Raw genomic sequence first — 15,042 nt, 5'->3', positions numbered from 1 at the left:
GGGGCACTGGCATGCAATTTGCTCCCTTGTGAGGCAGGTTGCCTTGGCAGAGTATTCGCGCCGGCATCACAAACATTAAAGGGCATCCACTACCAGCCCTAATCCACCCGGAGGACACTATGTCGAAGTCGGTTCAACTCATCAAAGATCATGACGTCAAGTGGATTGATCTGCGCTTCACAGACACCAAAGGCACTCAGCACCACGTGACCATGCCGGCTCGCGATGCGCTGGAAGACGACTTCTTCGAAGTCGGCAAAATGTTCGACGGTTCCTCCATCGCTGGCTGGAAAGGTATCGAAGCTTCCGACATGATCCTGCTGCCGGACGACTCCACCGCTGTGCTGGATCCGTTCACTGAAGAGCCGACCCTGATCCTGGTCTGCGACATCATCGAACCTTCGAGCATGCAAGGCTACGATCGCGACCCACGTGCGATCGCCAAGCGTGCCGAAGAGCACCTGAAATCCACCGGTATCGGTGACACCGTATTCGCCGGCCCAGAGCCAGAGTTCTTCATCTTCGACCAGGTGAAGTTCAAGTCCGACATTTCCGGTTCCATGTTCAAGATCTACTCCGAACAAGGTTCCTGGATGTCCGACCAGGACATCGAAGGCGGCAACAAGGGCCACCGTCCAGGCGTCAAAGGCGGCTACTTCCCGGTTCCACCGTTCGACCACGACCACGAAATCCGTACCTCCATGTGCAACGCACTGGAAGAAATGGGCCTGACCGTCGAAGTTCACCACCACGAAGTGGCAACTGCCGGCCAGAACGAAATCGGCGTCAAGTTCAACACCCTGGTGAAGAAAGCCGACGAAACCCAAACCCTGAAGTACGTTGTACACAACGTTGCTGACGCTTACGGCCGCACCGCGACCTTCATGCCTAAGCCTCTGTACGGCGACAACGGTTCGGGCATGCACGTACACATGTCGATCTGGAAAGACGGCAAGAACACCTTCGCAGGCGAAGGCTATGCCGGCCTGTCCGATACCGCCCTGTACTTCATCGGCGGCATCATCAAGCACGGTAAGGCCCTGAACGGCTTCACCAACCCGGCGACCAACTCCTACAAGCGTCTGGTTCCAGGCTTCGAAGCACCGGTAATGCTGGCCTACTCGGCTCGCAACCGTTCCGCTTCGATCCGTATTCCTTACGTGTCGAGCCCGAAAGCCCGCCGTATCGAAGCGCGCTTCCCGGATCCGGCTGCCAACCCGTACCTGTGCTTCGCCGCACTGTTGATGGCTGGCCTGGACGGCATCCAGAACAAGATCCACCCTGGCGATGCAGCTGACAAAAACCTGTACGACCTGCCGCCTGAAGAGGCCAAAGAGATCCCACAAGTTTGCGGCAGCCTGAAAGAAGCCCTGGAAGAGCTGGACAAAGGTCGTGCGTTCCTGACCAAAGGCGGCGTTTTCAGCGACGACTTCATCGACGCTTACATCGCTCTGAAAAGCGAAGAAGAAATCAAGGTACGTACCTTCGTACACCCACTGGAATACGAGCTGTACTACAGCTGCTGATCCGGTAGCGCCGCGACACGCGGCGTGACAAAAGAGGCCTCCTTCGGGAGGCCTTTTTTATTGCACGCAATTTCGACAGGCACCCGATTTCCCCGTGGTGAGGGGGCTCGCCCCCGTTGGACTACGCAGTAGTCCCAGAAATTCTTGGGGCCGGTGCGCAACCCAGCGGGGCGATGCGGCGTTCCGACAAGCCCCCTTACCACAGGACTTTCGTGAAACATGCCCAAAATGTTTTGCGACTGGAGGCAACCGCCGCACCTGACCTATGCTGCAACCCAACGCTTTCGTTTCCGGTCGAGCTCATGGCCCGTGTTTTTCCATTCATCCTGCTGCTGATATCCCTGCCCGCCACCGCGCAGATCTATAAGTACACGGACGCCAATGGCACCACCACCTACAGCAATCAACCGCCCACAGGCGCAAACGCCCGGGCTGTCGAGTTACAGCCTCTCAACAGCATCGAAAGCCAGCCACCTGGCAAACCCGCTCCACCCATCGCCCCTTCCAGCGAACAGCCCCCCAGCACCCTCTACGAGGTACTGGAACTTACGGGCCTGCCCACTGGCGAAGCACTGCGCGCCAACAACGGCAACGTCACTGTCGAAGTCCTGATCAAGCCGCACCTGCAAGATCATCATCTACTGCGTCTCTTGCTGGATGATCAGCCTTACGGTCAGCCGAGCAACGTCCCGACCCTGAAATTGCTCAACGTCGCTCGTGGTAAGCACCGCCTCGCGGTACAGGTGATTGAAGGCCAAAGCATCGTGCAGCAAAGCCATACGGTGACCTTCACCGTGCAGCGGGCAAGCAAACCGTAAACCCGCAACGAAAAATACCTTTGTGCGACTCTTCTTACTTCATTCAGCTTTGCGCACTATATTGGTGCGAGATCTTGCGGCGCACGCACATTCCAACCCATTTTGGTTCGAAAATACCCGTAACGGCGAACCGAGCGCTATGCAATCGAGCGCTAAACGCCCGTTTTAGCGCTAAAGCGCTTCTTTTCGGAGCCTTGGTTTGGTTTTTGCATTTTGCGCTTACCAACGCTTGTTTCTTGCGCCCGCTCCGCTCCAAAAGAGGTCCTGATGACCATAAGCGACGCACTACACCGTTTACTACTCGACAACCTCACCACCGCCACCATCCTGCTCGATGCCGAATTGCGCCTCGAGTACATGAACCCGGCGGCGGAGATGCTGCTGGCCATCAGTGGTCAGCGCAGCCATGGGCAATTCATCAGCGAGTTATTCACCGAGTCCCCCGAAGCGCTGAATTCTTTGCGCCAGGCGGTAGAACACGCGCATCCATTCACCAAGCGTGAAGCCATGCTCACCGCCCTCACCGGCCAGACCCTGACCGTCGATTACGCCGTAACGCCCATCCTCAACAATGGCGAAACCCTGCTGCTGCTCGAAGTGCATCCTCGCGACCGCTTGCTGCGGATCACCAAGGAGGAGGCGCAACTGTCGAAGCAGGAAACCAGCAAGATGCTGGTGCGCGGCCTTGCCCATGAAATCAAGAATCCATTGGGCGGTATTCGCGGCGCGGCGCAGTTGCTGGCCCGCGAGCTGCCGGAAGAAAGCCTGCGCGATTACACCAACGTCATTATTGAAGAGGCCGATCGTCTGCGTAATCTGGTCGATCGCATGCTCGGCTCGAACAAGCTGCCTTCGCTGGCAATGTGCAACATCCACGAAGTGCTGGAGCGTGTCTGCCAGTTGGTGGAGGCCGAAAGCCAGGGTTGCATCACCTTGGTGCGCGACTATGACCCAAGCATCCCGGACGTATTGATCGACCGCGAACAGATGATTCAAGCGGTACTGAACATCGTGCGCAACGCGATGCAAGCCATCAGCAGCCAGAACGAACTGCGCCTGGGTCGCATCAACCTGCGCTCGCGCACCATGCGCCAGTTCACCATCGGCCACGTGCGCCATCGCCTGGTGACCAAGATCGAAATCATCGACAACGGTCCGGGCATTCCTGCCGAGCTTCAGGAAACCATTTTCTTCCCAATGGTCAGCGGCCGTCCGGATGGTACCGGTCTGGGCCTGGCCATTACCCAGAACATCATCAGCCAGCACCAGGGCCTGATCGAATGTGACAGCCACCCCGGCCACACCACCTTCTCGATCTTTCTGCCACTGGAACAAGGAGCCACATCGACATGAGCCGTAGTGAAACCGTGTGGATCGTCGATGACGACCGTTCTATCCGTTGGGTCCTGGAAAAAGCCTTGCAGCAGGAAGGCATGACTACGCAAAGCTTCGACAGCGCCGATGGCGTGATGAGCCGCCTGGCGCGCCAGCAGCCGGACGTGATCATTTCCGACATCCGCATGCCCGGTGCCAGCGGCCTGGACCTGCTGGCGCGGATTCGCGAACAACACCCACGGTTACCGGTCATCATCATGACCGCTCACTCCGATCTGGACAGCGCTGTCGCGTCCTATCAGGGCGGCGCATTCGAGTACCTGCCCAAGCCATTCGATGTCGACGAAGCCGTATCCCTGGTCAAGCGCGCCAACCAGCACGCCCAGGAACAGCAAGGCCTGGAAGTCGTTCCGACGCTGACTCGCACCCCGGAAATCATCGGCGAAGCGCCGGCGATGCAGGAAGTGTTTCGCGCCATCGGGCGTTTGAGCCATTCCAATATCACCGTGCTGATCAATGGTGAATCGGGTACCGGTAAAGAACTGGTGGCACACGCCCTGCACCGCCACAGCCCCCGTGCGGCTTCGCCGTTCATTGCGCTGAACATGGCGGCAATCCCCAAGGACCTGATGGAGTCGGAGCTGTTCGGCCACGAGAAAGGCGCCTTCACCGGCGCAGCCAACCTGCGTCGAGGACGTTTCGAACAGGCAGATGGCGGCACCCTGTTCCTCGACGAAATCGGCGACATGCCGGCCGATACCCAGACCCGCCTGCTGCGTGTCCTGGCAGACGGCGAGTTCTACCGCGTGGGCGGTCATGTGCCAGTGAAGGTCGACGTGCGAATCATTGCCGCGACGCACCAGAACCTGGAAACCCTGGTGCACGCCGGGAAATTCCGTGAGGATTTGTTCCATCGACTGAACGTGATTCGCATCCACATTCCTCGCCTGTCGGACCGTCGCGAAGACATCCCGACCCTGGCCAAGCACTTCCTCAGTCGTGCCGCCCAGGAACTGGCCGTCGAGCCGAAGCTGCTCAAGAGCGAAACCGAGGAATACCTGAAAAACCTGCCGTGGCCGGGTAACGTGCGTCAGCTGGAGAACACCTGCCGCTGGATAACGGTGATGGCTTCGGGTCGCGAAGTGCACATCGGCGACTTGCCGCCGGAGCTGCTGAGCCTGCCTCAGGATTCCGCGCCAGTGACCAACTGGGAACAGGCCCTGCGCCAGTGGGCCGACCAGGCGCTGGCTCGCGGTCAGTCGAGCCTGCTAGACAGCGCTGTGCCAGCCTTCGAGCGGATCATGATCGAGACCGCCCTCAAACACACCGCCGGTCGCCGCCGCGATGCCGCTGTCTTGCTGGGCTGGGGCCGCAATACCCTGACTCGCAAGATCAAGGAATTGGGGATGAAGGTAGATGGCGGGGATGATGATGAGGGGGATGAGGGCTAAATTGGGCTAGCCCTGCAACATCGCTGGCAGCGAACCTCTTTTTAGTTCACACCGAACAATGTGGGAGCGGGCTTGCTCGCGAAAGCGGGGCGTCATTCAACATCGATGTTGAATGTGATGGCCTCTTCGCGAGCAAGCCCGCTCCCACATTTAGAACTGCGTGCACCGACTCAAAGCACCGTGAACCGCAATCGCGCACAAAAACATCTTCAACGCTCCCCCTAGGTTCGCTATCGAAGCCCTACCGAAAAAACACGAAAGCCCCGTAATACGGGGCTTTCGGCATTTCAGCACAACTTTGCGTTTCAACTTGTTAAAAACTGGCACGCCCCCTGCAACATCCCTTTCAAGTGATTCAGTTCACCTACCCGGTTTCGGGGACCTTGGTACAGGCAGGCCGGGGATTCCCCTCTTTACACCAGGCTCACACCGCAACCGCGACGAGCCAACCGTTTTGGGGCCCTTGATACAGGCAGGTCAGGGGTTCCTTCTTTACACCGGGGTTGGTGCCATGCGCCAACCCGCCCGTTTCGGGAACCTTGGTACAGGCAGGCCGGGGATTCCCTCTTTTATTGCTCCCGGAGATGGATCTGCAGCCGCCAGCGGTCATCGACCTCGCTACCGGCCCATTCGCCCTGCAGAGGCCGAGCCGCCACCAGCGTCAACAACAACCCGCCATCACTCAACCGCACCCGCCAGTTCACGTCCTTGTCGCCAAGCCTGAGCTGGCCGCTCTTGGCCAGGCCCTTGGCATCGAACAGCAGAGCAACGCTGCCGTCGACAATCTCGCCGTGAGTCTTGGGCTGTTGGTTGAACCACACCACCAATCCATCGTTCGTGACTTCAATCTGCTGCAGTTCGCTGGGATCGGGGGTGGTCAGGCGCCCGATCATCATCCCCACCATTACGCCGACAATTGCCAGCGACGCCATCACCCGCAGGAATAGTTTCGAACGCAGGCCGGCTTGCGGCGTAGAATGCCGCTCATCTTTACCTTCGGAGCCGTGCATGTTTCACGTCATCCTTTTCCAACCAGAAATTCCGCCGAATACCGGCAACGTTATCAGGCTGTGCGCCAACAGTGGCTGCCACCTGCATTTGATCGAACCGCTGGGCTTCGAGATGGACGACAAGCGCCTGCGCCGTGCCGGCCTCGACTATCACGAATACGCCACCTTGCAACGCCATGCTGACCTCGCCAGCTGCCTGGAAAACCTCGGTCATCCACGGTTGTTCGCCTTCACCACCAAGGGCTCGCGAGCGTTTCACGATGCCAGTTTCGTGCCCGGCGACGCGTTCCTGTTCGGCCCGGAAAGCCGCGGCCTTCCCGCCGAGGTACTCGACGCACTTCCCGCCGACCAACGCCTGCGCCTGCCGATGCGTGAAGGTTGCCGCAGCCTGAATCTGTCGAACACCGTGGCGGTCGCCGTTTACGAAGCCTGGCGCCAGAACGGCTTCAAATAGCACCGCATAGCAAATGTGGGAGCGGGCTTGCTCGCGAAGGGGTCATCAGATTCAACATGAATGTTGACTGATACACCGCTTTCGCGAGCAAGCCCGCTCCCACATTGGACTTGCTTCGACGATCAGGACAGCTTACTGGACTGTCGGCGTCTCGCCCGCAGCCTGCATGCGTTGCAGTTCTTGCGCGTACAGCGCGTCGAAGTTCACCGGCGCCAGCATCAGAGCCGGGAACGAACCACGGGTCACCAGGCTGTCCAGGGTTTCGCGAGCGTACGGGAACAGGATGTTCGGGCAGAACGCACCCAGGGTGTGGCTCATCGAAGCGTCGTCCAGGTTCTTGATCAGGAAGATCCCGGCCTGTTGCACTTCAGCGATGAACGCCACTTCATCACCGTTCTTCACGGTCACCGACAGGGTCAGCACGACTTCGTGGAAATCGGATTCCAGGGCCTTTTGACGGGTGTTCAGGTCCAGAGCGACGCTCGGCTCCCATTGCTGACGGAAAATCGCCGGGCTTTTCGGAGCTTCGAAGGACAGGTCACGCACATAAATGCGCTGCAAGGAGAATTGCGGTGCAGTTTCTTCTTCGGTCGCAGCAGTGTTCTGTTGGTCAGTCATCGCAGATCCTTCTTGATCCAGGGTTCTTATAGGTTTGCTTGTTTTGAGTAGTGCAGTCAGGCCCTGAGCAACGCATCGAGCTTGCCGGCGCGCTCCAGGGCAAACAAATCATCACAACCGCCGACATGTGTGCTGCCGATCCAGATTTGCGGCACGGACGTACGCCCGGCCTTCTGGGCCATTGCAGCGCGCACCTGCGGCTTGCCATCGACCTTGATCTCTTCGAAGGCTACGCCTTTGTTCTCGAGCAGGTATTTGGCTCGCGAGCAGTAGGGGCAGTAATCGCTGGAATAGACGACGACGTTGCTCATATCACTTCACCAACGGCAAGTTATCGCCTTTCCAGCTGGAAATACCGCCGGACAGCTTGGCGGCGGTGAAGCCGGATTTCATCAGTTCGCGGGCATGGGTGCCGGCGGTCTGGCCCATGGCATCGACCAGAATGATGGTCTTGGCCTTGTGTTTTTCCAGTTCGCCGACGCGAGCAGCCAGTTTGTCGTGGGGAATGTTCAGCGCACCGACGATGTGACCGGCGGCGAAATCCTTGACCGGACGGATGTCGATCACCACGCCTGCGTCCTTGTTGACCAGCCCGGTCAGTTCACCGGTGCTCAGGCTACGGCCGCCGCCCTGCATTTGATAGGCAATCAGCAACGCCAGCAGTACGACGAAGATACCGACGAGAATGTAGTGGTTAGTGGCAAATTGAATCAGGTTAGCAACCATCGAAGGAGGTTCCAGGGCGTTAAAATGTCGGCCAGTATACACAGCCACTATGGTGGGCCAAACCCCGTCCGGCGGTGACGTGGCCGGAACTTCGCTTTAAACTGCCACTCCCTTTTCCATTGCTCCTTTTTATCTCAGCCACGAGTGGATTCCATGACTACCACGCCTAAACCTTTGGTCCTGATGATTCTCGACGGCTTCGGTCACAGTGACAGCCCTGAATCCAATGCCATCTTCGCCGCGAAGAAGCCCGTACTGGACCGCCTGTGGGCCACCGTGCCTAACGGCTTGATCTCGGGCAGCGGCATGGATGTCGGCTTGCCGGATGGCCAGATGGGCAACTCTGAAGTCGGCCACATGAATCTCGGCGCCGGCCGCGTGGTGTACCAGGACTTCACTCGCGTGACCAAATCGATCCGCGACGGTGAGTTCTTCGAGAACCCGACCATCTGCGCCGCTGTGGACAAAGCCGTCGCCGCCGGCAAAGCCGTGCATTTCATGGGCCTGCTGTCCGATGGCGGCGTGCACAGCCACCAGGACCACCTGATCGCCATGGCCGAACTGGCCTTCAAGCGCGGCGCCGAAAAGATTTACCTGCACGCGTTCCTCGACGGCCGTGATACCCCGCCGAAAAGCGCGCAATCATCGATCGAACTGCTCGACGCAACTTTCCAGGCCCTGGGCAAAGGCCGGATCGCCAGCATCATCGGCCGCTACTTCGCCATGGACCGCGACAACCGCTGGGACCGCGTATCCCAAGCCTACAACCTGATTGTCGACGGCCACGGCGAGTTCAACGCGGCCACCGCACAGGAAGGTCTGGAAGCGGCCTACGCGCGCGGCGAAAGCGATGAATTCGTCAAAGCCACCTCCATCGGTGAGCCGGTAAAAGTGGAGGACGGCGACGCCGTGGTCTTCATGAACTTCCGTGCCGACCGCGCTCGCGAGCTGACCCGCGTGTTCGTCGAAGACGACTTCAAGGACTTCGAGCGTGCCCGCCAGCCAAAACTGGCCGGCTACGTCATGCTGACCCAGTACGCCGCAAGCATTCCTGCGCCATCGGCCTTTGCTGCCGGCAGCCTGGAGAATGTGCTGGGCGATTACCTGGCGAAAAACGGCAAGACCCAGCTGCGCATCGCCGAAACCGAAAAATACGCCCACGTGACCTTCTTCTTCTCCGGCGGTCGCGAAGAACCGTTCCCGGGCGAAGAACGCATCCTGATTCCGTCGCCGAAAGTCGCTACCTACGACTTGCAGCCGGAAATGAGCGCGCCGGAAGTCACCGACCGCATCGTCGACGCCATTGAAAACCAGCGTTACGACGTGATCGTGGTCAACTACGCCAACGGCGACATGGTCGGCCACAGTGGCGTGTTCGAAGCAGCGGTTAAAGCCGTCGAATGCCTGGACCAGTGTGTCGGCCGCATCGTCGAGGCCCTGGAGAAAGTCGGCGGTGAAGCGCTGATTACCGCCGACCACGGCAACGTCGAGCAAATGTCCGATGCCTCCACCGGCCAGGCGCATACCGCGCACACCACCGAACCGGTTCCGTTCATCTATGTCGGCAAGCGTGACCTGAAGGTTCGCGAAGGCGGCGTGCTGGCGGACGTGGCGCCGACCATGTTGAAACTGCTGGGCCTGGAACAGCCTGCGGAAATGACCGGGACTTCCATCCTGGTGTAAACCCCGCAATACCCAGTGGGAGCGAGACTATGTGGCGAGGGGGCTTGCCCCCGTTGGACTACGCAGTAGTCCCAAAACACTGTTTTGGGGCCGCTTCGCTGCCCAACGGGGGCAAGCCCCCTCGCCACAGGCTCCCACATTGGTTTGTGGTGTTTTTTTGTCCAGTTATCACACAGTCGGAAATGGGCATTTTTTTTGCTGCCCATGGCGGGCATACTAGGCTGTCCCTTTCCTTGGTGCCGCCCGCCTCTATGCTTCGTGTCCTGATAGCCCTTGCTCTGACATGCCTGCTCCAACCGGCCTTTGCTGACGAGCGCGCGCAAACCCAACAACAGTTGGACGCTACGCGTCAGGATATTGCCGAGCTGAAAAAAATGCTGGGCAAACTGCAGGAAGAAAAATCCGGTGTGCAAAAAGAGCTCAAGGGCACCGAGACCGAAATGGGCAAGCTCGAGAAGCAGGTCGAAGCCCTGCAAAAAGAGCTGAAGAAAAGCGAAGACGAGTTGCAGCGACTCGATGCCGAGAAAAAAAAACTCCAGAGCGCGCGCACTGAACAGCAACGACTGATCGCCATTCAGGCCCGTGCGGCCTACCAGAACGGGCGCCAGGAATATCTCAAGCTGCTGCTCAACCAACAGAATCCGGAAAAATTCGCCCGTACCCTTACCTATTACGACTACCTGAGTCAGGCCCGCCTGGAGCAGCTGAAGAACTTCAATGAAACCCTGCGCCAACTGAGCAATGTCGAAAAAGACATCGCCATGCAGCAGGCACAACTGCTGGTACAGCAAAGCAGCCTCGACACCCAGCGCGGCGAACTGGACAAAGTTCGCCAGGAACGCCAGAAAGTCCTGGCCAGACTCAATGACGACGTAAAGGCTCGTGACCAGAAGCTGGCGGCCCGCGAGCAGGATCAGGCTGACCTGTCTAAAGTCCTTAAAACCATTGAAGAAACCCTGGCGCGACAGGCACGTGAGGCAGAAGAAGCGCGGCAAAAAGCGCTGATCGCCCAGCAGGAAGCCGAAAAAAAGCGTTTACGTGAGGCCCAGGCGCAGGCAGATGCCGGCGATGACGCCCCACGCAAACCGGTCAGATCAACACCAGGCGCGCTGGTGTCCAGCTCGGGCGAGACCTTCGGGGGCGCCTTTTCGTCAACTCGCGGCAAACTTCCATGGCCTGTCGACGGTCGACTGTTGGCACGCTTCGGTGAAAGCCGGGGCGACGATGCCCGGACCAAATGGGACGGGGTGATGATCAGCGCTTCAGCTGGCAGTGCAGTACATGCCGTGCATGGCGGTCGCGTGGTGTTCGCCGACTGGCTGCGGGGCGCCGGCTTGCTGGTGATTCTCGACCACGGCAATGGCTTCCTGAGTCTATACGGCCACAACCAGACACTGCTCAAGTCTGCGGGTGACGTGGTAAAAGCCGGTGAGTCCATCTCCACTGTCGGTAACAGTGGCGGGCAGGACACACCAGCGCTGTATTTTGCAATTCGTCAGCAGGGTCACCCGAGTGATCCGGCGCAATGGTGCCGCACGCAAGGATAGGCGTTGAGTCACCTACATTAGGAGTTCGTTCGACATGCTGCATTTGTCCCGCCTTACCTCGCTGGCCCTGACGATCGCCCTGGTGATCGGCGCGCCTCTGGCGTTCGCCGCTCAACCGGCCGTCGCGCCTGCGGGCACTGCTGCGACCACCAAGGCGCCTTTGCCGCTGGATGAATTGCGCACCTTTGCCGAGGTAATGGACCGGATCAAAGCCGCCTATGTCGAACCGGTGGATGACAAGACCCTGCTGGAAAATGCCATCAAGGGCATGCTCAGCAACCTCGACCCGCACTCGGCCTACCTCGGCCCTGAAGACTTCGCCGAGCTGCAGGAAAGCACCAGCGGGGAGTTCGGCGGCCTGGGCATCGAAGTCGGCGCTGAAGACGGCTTCATCAAGGTGGTTTCGCCGATCGATGACACCCCGGCTTCGAAAGCAGGCATCCAGGCCGGCGACTTCATCGTCAAGATCAATGGCCAGCCAACCCGCGGCCAGAGCATGACCGAAGCCGTGGACAAGATGCGCGGCAAGATCGGTGAAAAAATCACCCTGACCCTGGTCCGCGACGGCGGCCCGCCGTTCGACGTCACCCTGGCCCGCGCCGTCATTCAAGTGAAGAGTGTGAAGAGCCAGCTGCTGGAGTCCGGCTACGGCTACATTCGCATCACCCAATTCCAGGTCAAGACCGGCGAAGAGGTCTCCAAGGCCCTGGCCAAGCTGCGCAAGGACAACGGCAAGAAGCTCAAGGGCATCGTCCTCGACCTGCGCAACAACCCCGGCGGAGTGCTGCAGTCTGCGGTGGAAGTGGTCGACCACTTCATCACCAAGGGCCTGATCGTTTACACCAAGGGCCGCATTGCCAACTCCGAGCTGCGCTTCAACGCCACTGGCAAGGACGAAAGCGAAGCCGTACCAATGGTCGTGCTGATCAACGGCGGCAGCGCCTCGGCATCGGAAATTGTTGCCGGTGCCTTGCAGGATCAGAAGCGCGCCGTGGTCATGGGCACCACCAGCTTCGGCAAGGGTTCGGTGCAAACCGTGCTGCCGCTGAACAACGATCGTGCGCTGAAGATCACCACGGCCTTGTACTTCACACCGAACGGCCGCTCGATTCAGGCTCAGGGCATCGTTCCTGACATCGAAGTGCGCAAGGCCAAGATCACCGACGAGCAGGACGGCGATTACTTCAAGGAAGCCGACTTGCAGGGCCACTTGGGCAATGGCAACGGCGGCGCCGACAAACCGACCGGCTCCGGCGGCAAAGCCAAACCGATGCCTCAGGACGACGACTATCAATTGGCCCAGGCGCTGAGCCTGCTCAAAGGGCTGAGCATCACCTCCGGCCGCTGAGATGCGCCTGCGGTTATTGATCGGCCTGCTGTGCTGCCTCGCAGGTGCTGCGGCACCTGCCCAGGCAGCGTCCCCACCGCACAAGGCCTACCTGAGCCTGATCATCGACGACCTGGGACAGAACCTGCCCAGGGATCGCCGCGTGCTGGCCTTGCCTGGCCCGGTGACCGCGGCGATCATGCCCGATACCCCCCACGCCAGCGAATTTGCCCGCGAAGCCCATCGCGCCGGCAAGATCGTCATCCTGCACATGCCCATGGACCCGGCCACCGGACCTTTTGCCTGGCACCCCGACCTGCCCGTCGAAGAGCTTGAGAAACGCCTGAACGCCGCGTTCAAGGTTGTGCCCTACACCGCTGGCATCAACAACCACATGGGCAGCCGCATGACTGCGCAACCAGCCGCCATGGCCTGGTTGATGGCGGACTTGCAGCGTCGGCACAAATTCTTCGTCGACAGTCGCACCAGCGCGCAAACCGTGGCAGCCGCCGAGGCGCAGAAAGTCAGCCTGGCGAGCGTTTCGCGGGATGTGTTTCTGGATGACGAGCGCACAGAAGAAGCGATATTCAAGCAACTGCAAACCGCGATCAGCCTGGCGCAAAAGCAGGGGTCGGTGGTGATGATCGGACATCCGTATCCGCAGACCCTGGCAGTGCTTGAACGGGAGTTACCCAAGCTCAAGGCTCAGGGAATTGACTGGATCGACATCAAAATGATGATCAGCGTGCGCGGCAACCGTGCAACAGCGGCCCACGGCATCAACGGCACTTATCACACTCCGTGATTCGACCCGCCACCAATAACTATATATATCTCCAAGTGCTCGGGCACATGCCAGGATAGGACTCGCTCTGCATTTCATAATCATGGAATGAACATGAAATGCATTGATTCGCTCGCGCCACGCCAATAAAGACCAAGGATCGGCCATGACTTACAAAATGGAAGCACTAGGCATATGTGTTTTTTTCGCGCTAACAACTCCCGCAATCACTTATGCGAATGATGCTTTTTCAACACCAAGTAGCATCCTATTAAAAAATTCCGACAACCATTACTCCCGCCTCAATGGAGTTGGCGTGCTTCATTACAGCGACTCCCCCTATTGTACGGCCAGCCTGCTCGACACTCGCGATAAAAGCGGCAACGCCGCTGGCCCTGCTTACTTATTGACCGCCGAACACTGCTCCAACCCATGGGATGACCTTTCCCAACTCAGCGTGAAATTCAACTACTTCAGCGACACTTACAAAAACCAGAAAAACTACAAAATAAACAAAGTCACCTGGTCCCGACACTCCATCAGGGACCTCGCTATCCTGGAACTCGCCGTACCACTGGATTCATTGCTGAAAGAGGGAATAACCCCCCTGAAAATTTCCGATGATGCCTCATCCTTAGCAGGCAACATCCTTATCGTCGGTGCGCCATCTGGCCTCGATGGAGTCGGCCTCAGACTTGCGCGCTGCACCCAGCAGACGACAGATGCCACCTTGGTGGAAGCCGATGAAGTGTATCCGGAAACCCGAAAAAACAATTGCATAGACATTCGGGGCGGTTCTTCCGGCAGCCCTGTAATTGATACTGAAACCGGGGAGATAGCAGGTGTGCTGTTTACATCCACTCACGGCGCCACGCTGGAAAAAATGTGCTCACGCAATAACCCCTGCGAAGTGCGAGACGCAAAACCATTCCTCGCTGAAGAAACACAGTACAGTGTTCCCGTTGACTCTCTGTCAGCCTGCTTCGTCGATGGACGTTTCGATCTGAAATCAAGTGACTGCCAATTATCTTCCACAACCGACTTCAGAATAAAAAACGCCTATCTTCCCGAAAAATTCAGAACCCCCAGCCATCCGGACAATCTGGTACCCAAGTGGAATATCAGGTTCTCGATGGATGCTCCTTTCTATCGACTTAAAACAGTACAGGATGCGAAATCCTGCTACTCGCCTCACTATTACAGCGGCACCATAAGCACTGTCGACGCCGTCATCGACACATCGATAGGCAGCGAAAGTGGCATGTATTTCCTGTGCCTGCTGGGCGTTCAATCAGCAGGGCACAGGCCCGATGCCCGCCTGTTCAACAGTATTCAAATAATCCCCGCACGCCTCGTAGAAACGAATTTCAAGCCATTGCCGCAGCCCGCACTGACACTAACCCCCTCTCCTGATTTCCCCGAACTTTATGTCGATTGGCATGAAAAAAGTCCTTATCCATTTTGGGTTCACTACTTTGATGACGACATTGGCGAACGCAAGTGTGCGGATCTGAACCCCGGGGAATTTACACGACAGCAAATTGGACTTGTTGTGCCAATGGACGCACTTCCAATTACGCTTTGCAGCTATATCCAGGATGAGGATCTGAATACCTCCGAGGTGCGCACAGACGTGGTACGGGCGCCTGAAATTATCACTGTCGATAAATAATTACCGCACAAGGCCTAGCCACACTCCGCAGAGTAAGACCTGCAACAGGTTGCAGCCATTTTGACTGCTTTTAACAATCAAGGATTTGATT

At 58.4% G+C, this 15,042-nt stretch carries 14 protein-coding genes; 10 read left to right on the top strand and 4 right to left on the bottom strand.

Annotation, left to right across the window (positions count from 1 at the left end; genetic code table 11):
• Positions 1 to 119 precede the first annotated feature (119 nt).
• The 4 genes from glnA to ntrC all read left to right on the top strand — a co-directional run bounded on the left by glnA (position 120) and on the right by ntrC (position 5,130).
• Positions 120 to 1,526, top strand: coding sequence for a type I glutamate--ammonia ligase (gene glnA / locus KW839_RS09950; protein WP_060542571.1), 1,407 nt, complete (start codon positions 120 to 122; stop codon positions 1,524 to 1,526).
• 302 nt (positions 1,527 to 1,828) lie between these two features.
• Entirely contained in the window at positions 1,829 to 2,344 is a 516-nt protein-coding gene (locus KW839_RS09945; protein ID WP_218424218.1) for a DUF4124 domain-containing protein, read from the top strand.
• A gap of 267 nt (positions 2,345 to 2,611) precedes the next feature.
• Complete coding sequence (gene glnL / locus KW839_RS09940; protein ID WP_218424217.1) at positions 2,612 to 3,697, top strand: nitrogen regulation protein NR(II); 1,086 nt, start codon at positions 2,612 to 2,614, stop codon at positions 3,695 to 3,697.
• On the top strand, positions 3,694 to 5,130 hold the full coding sequence (gene ntrC / locus KW839_RS09935; protein WP_060544064.1) for a nitrogen regulation protein NR(I): 1,437 nt from the start codon (positions 3,694 to 3,696) through the stop codon (positions 5,128 to 5,130). Before glnL ends, ntrC begins: the two co-directional genes overlap by 4 nt.
• 569 nt (positions 5,131 to 5,699) lie before the next feature.
• Here the strand turns inward: ntrC and KW839_RS09930 are convergent.
• Positions 5,700 to 6,140, bottom strand: a complete 441-nt coding sequence (locus KW839_RS09930) for a hypothetical protein (RefSeq protein ID WP_060544063.1) — start codon at positions 6,138 to 6,140, stop codon at positions 5,700 to 5,702.
• On the opposite strand from KW839_RS09930, the gene trmL reads away from it, so the two are divergent.
• The gene (gene trmL, locus KW839_RS09925; RefSeq protein WP_218424216.1) at positions 6,139 to 6,594 is read left to right on the top strand and encodes a tRNA (uridine(34)/cytosine(34)/5-carboxymethylaminomethyluridine(34)-2'-O)-methyltransferase TrmL; all 456 of its coding nucleotides are present in this window, start codon (positions 6,139 to 6,141) and stop codon (positions 6,592 to 6,594) included. The two genes, KW839_RS09930 and trmL, sit on opposite strands and share 2 nt — an antisense overlap.
• Before the next feature lie 132 nt (positions 6,595 to 6,726).
• Here the strand turns inward: trmL and secB are convergent, their stop codons facing one another.
• Genes secB through KW839_RS09910 form a run of 3 tightly spaced genes read right to left on the bottom strand, consistent with a single transcriptional unit; the run spans position 6,727 to position 7,938 of the window.
• On the bottom strand, positions 6,727 to 7,212 hold the full coding sequence (gene secB, locus KW839_RS09920) for a protein-export chaperone SecB (protein WP_060544061.1): 486 nt from the start codon (positions 7,210 to 7,212) through the stop codon (positions 6,727 to 6,729).
• Between the two features lie 56 nt (positions 7,213 to 7,268).
• Positions 7,269 to 7,523: a glutaredoxin 3 gene (gene grxC / locus KW839_RS09915; RefSeq protein WP_007972741.1), complete on the bottom strand. Its 255-nt coding sequence runs from the start codon at positions 7,521 to 7,523 to the stop codon at positions 7,269 to 7,271.
• 1 nt (position 7,524) lies between these two features.
• Positions 7,525 to 7,938 (bottom strand): rhodanese-like domain-containing protein, encoded by a 414-nt coding sequence (locus KW839_RS09910; protein ID WP_060544060.1) that lies wholly within the window; start codon positions 7,936 to 7,938, stop codon positions 7,525 to 7,527.
• A gap of 153 nt (positions 7,939 to 8,091) precedes the next feature.
• On the opposite strand from KW839_RS09910, the gene gpmI reads away from it, so the two are divergent.
• The 5 genes from gpmI to KW839_RS09885 all read left to right on the top strand — a co-directional run bounded on the left by gpmI (position 8,092) and on the right by KW839_RS09885 (position 14,951).
• A complete protein-coding gene (gene gpmI / locus KW839_RS09905; protein ID WP_060544059.1) occupies positions 8,092 to 9,621 on the top strand; it encodes a 2,3-bisphosphoglycerate-independent phosphoglycerate mutase in 1,530 nt (509 codons plus the stop codon).
• Between the two features lie 251 nt (positions 9,622 to 9,872).
• The gene (locus KW839_RS09900) at positions 9,873 to 11,168 is read left to right on the top strand and encodes a murein hydrolase activator EnvC (RefSeq protein ID WP_060544058.1); all 1,296 of its coding nucleotides are present in this window, start codon (positions 9,873 to 9,875) and stop codon (positions 11,166 to 11,168) included.
• A gap of 34 nt (positions 11,169 to 11,202) precedes the next feature.
• The gene (locus KW839_RS09895) at positions 11,203 to 12,516 is read left to right on the top strand and encodes a S41 family peptidase (RefSeq protein ID WP_218424215.1); all 1,314 of its coding nucleotides are present in this window, start codon (positions 11,203 to 11,205) and stop codon (positions 12,514 to 12,516) included.
• Position 12,517: 1 nt separating this feature from the next.
• Positions 12,518 to 13,300 (top strand): divergent polysaccharide deacetylase family protein, encoded by a 783-nt coding sequence (locus tag KW839_RS09890; RefSeq protein WP_060544056.1) that lies wholly within the window; start codon positions 12,518 to 12,520, stop codon positions 13,298 to 13,300.
• Positions 13,301 to 13,445: 145 nt separating this feature from the next.
• Complete coding sequence (locus KW839_RS09885; RefSeq protein WP_218424214.1) at positions 13,446 to 14,951, top strand: serine protease; 1,506 nt, start codon at positions 13,446 to 13,448, stop codon at positions 14,949 to 14,951.
• Positions 14,952 to 15,042 lie beyond the last annotated feature (91 nt).

It is taken from the genome of Pseudomonas sp. PDM31, assembly GCF_019218965.1.
Taxonomy (GTDB): Bacteria; Pseudomonadota; Gammaproteobacteria; order Pseudomonadales; family Pseudomonadaceae; genus Aquipseudomonas.
This window is presented reverse-complemented; position numbering and strand designations above follow the sequence as displayed.

Coding starts and splice junctions, on each gene's coding strand:
- glnA (WP_060542571.1), top strand. CDS start 120: ATGTCGAAGTCGGTTCAACTCATCAAAGATCATGACGTCAAGTGGATT.
- KW839_RS09945 (WP_218424218.1), top strand. CDS start 1,829: ATGGCCCGTGTTTTTCCATTCATCCTGCTGCTGATATCCCTGCCCGCC.
- glnL (WP_218424217.1), top strand. CDS start 2,612: ATGACCATAAGCGACGCACTACACCGTTTACTACTCGACAACCTCACC.
- ntrC (WP_060544064.1), top strand. CDS start 3,694: ATGAGCCGTAGTGAAACCGTGTGGATCGTCGATGACGACCGTTCTATC.
- trmL (WP_218424216.1), top strand. CDS start 6,139: ATGTTTCACGTCATCCTTTTCCAACCAGAAATTCCGCCGAATACCGGC.
- KW839_RS09930 (WP_060544063.1), bottom strand. CDS start 6,140: ATGCACGGCTCCGAAGGTAAAGATGAGCGGCATTCTACGCCGCAAGCC.
- secB (WP_060544061.1), bottom strand. CDS start 7,212: ATGACTGACCAACAGAACACTGCTGCGACCGAAGAAGAAACTGCACCG.
- grxC (WP_007972741.1), bottom strand. CDS start 7,523: ATGAGCAACGTCGTCGTCTATTCCAGCGATTACTGCCCCTACTGCTCG.
- KW839_RS09910 (WP_060544060.1), bottom strand. CDS start 7,938: ATGGTTGCTAACCTGATTCAATTTGCCACTAACCACTACATTCTCGTC.
- gpmI (WP_060544059.1), top strand. CDS start 8,092: ATGACTACCACGCCTAAACCTTTGGTCCTGATGATTCTCGACGGCTTC.
- KW839_RS09900 (WP_060544058.1), top strand. CDS start 9,873: ATGCTTCGTGTCCTGATAGCCCTTGCTCTGACATGCCTGCTCCAACCG.
- KW839_RS09895 (WP_218424215.1), top strand. CDS start 11,203: ATGCTGCATTTGTCCCGCCTTACCTCGCTGGCCCTGACGATCGCCCTG.
- KW839_RS09890 (WP_060544056.1), top strand. CDS start 12,518: ATGCGCCTGCGGTTATTGATCGGCCTGCTGTGCTGCCTCGCAGGTGCT.
- KW839_RS09885 (WP_218424214.1), top strand. CDS start 13,446: ATGACTTACAAAATGGAAGCACTAGGCATATGTGTTTTTTTCGCGCTA.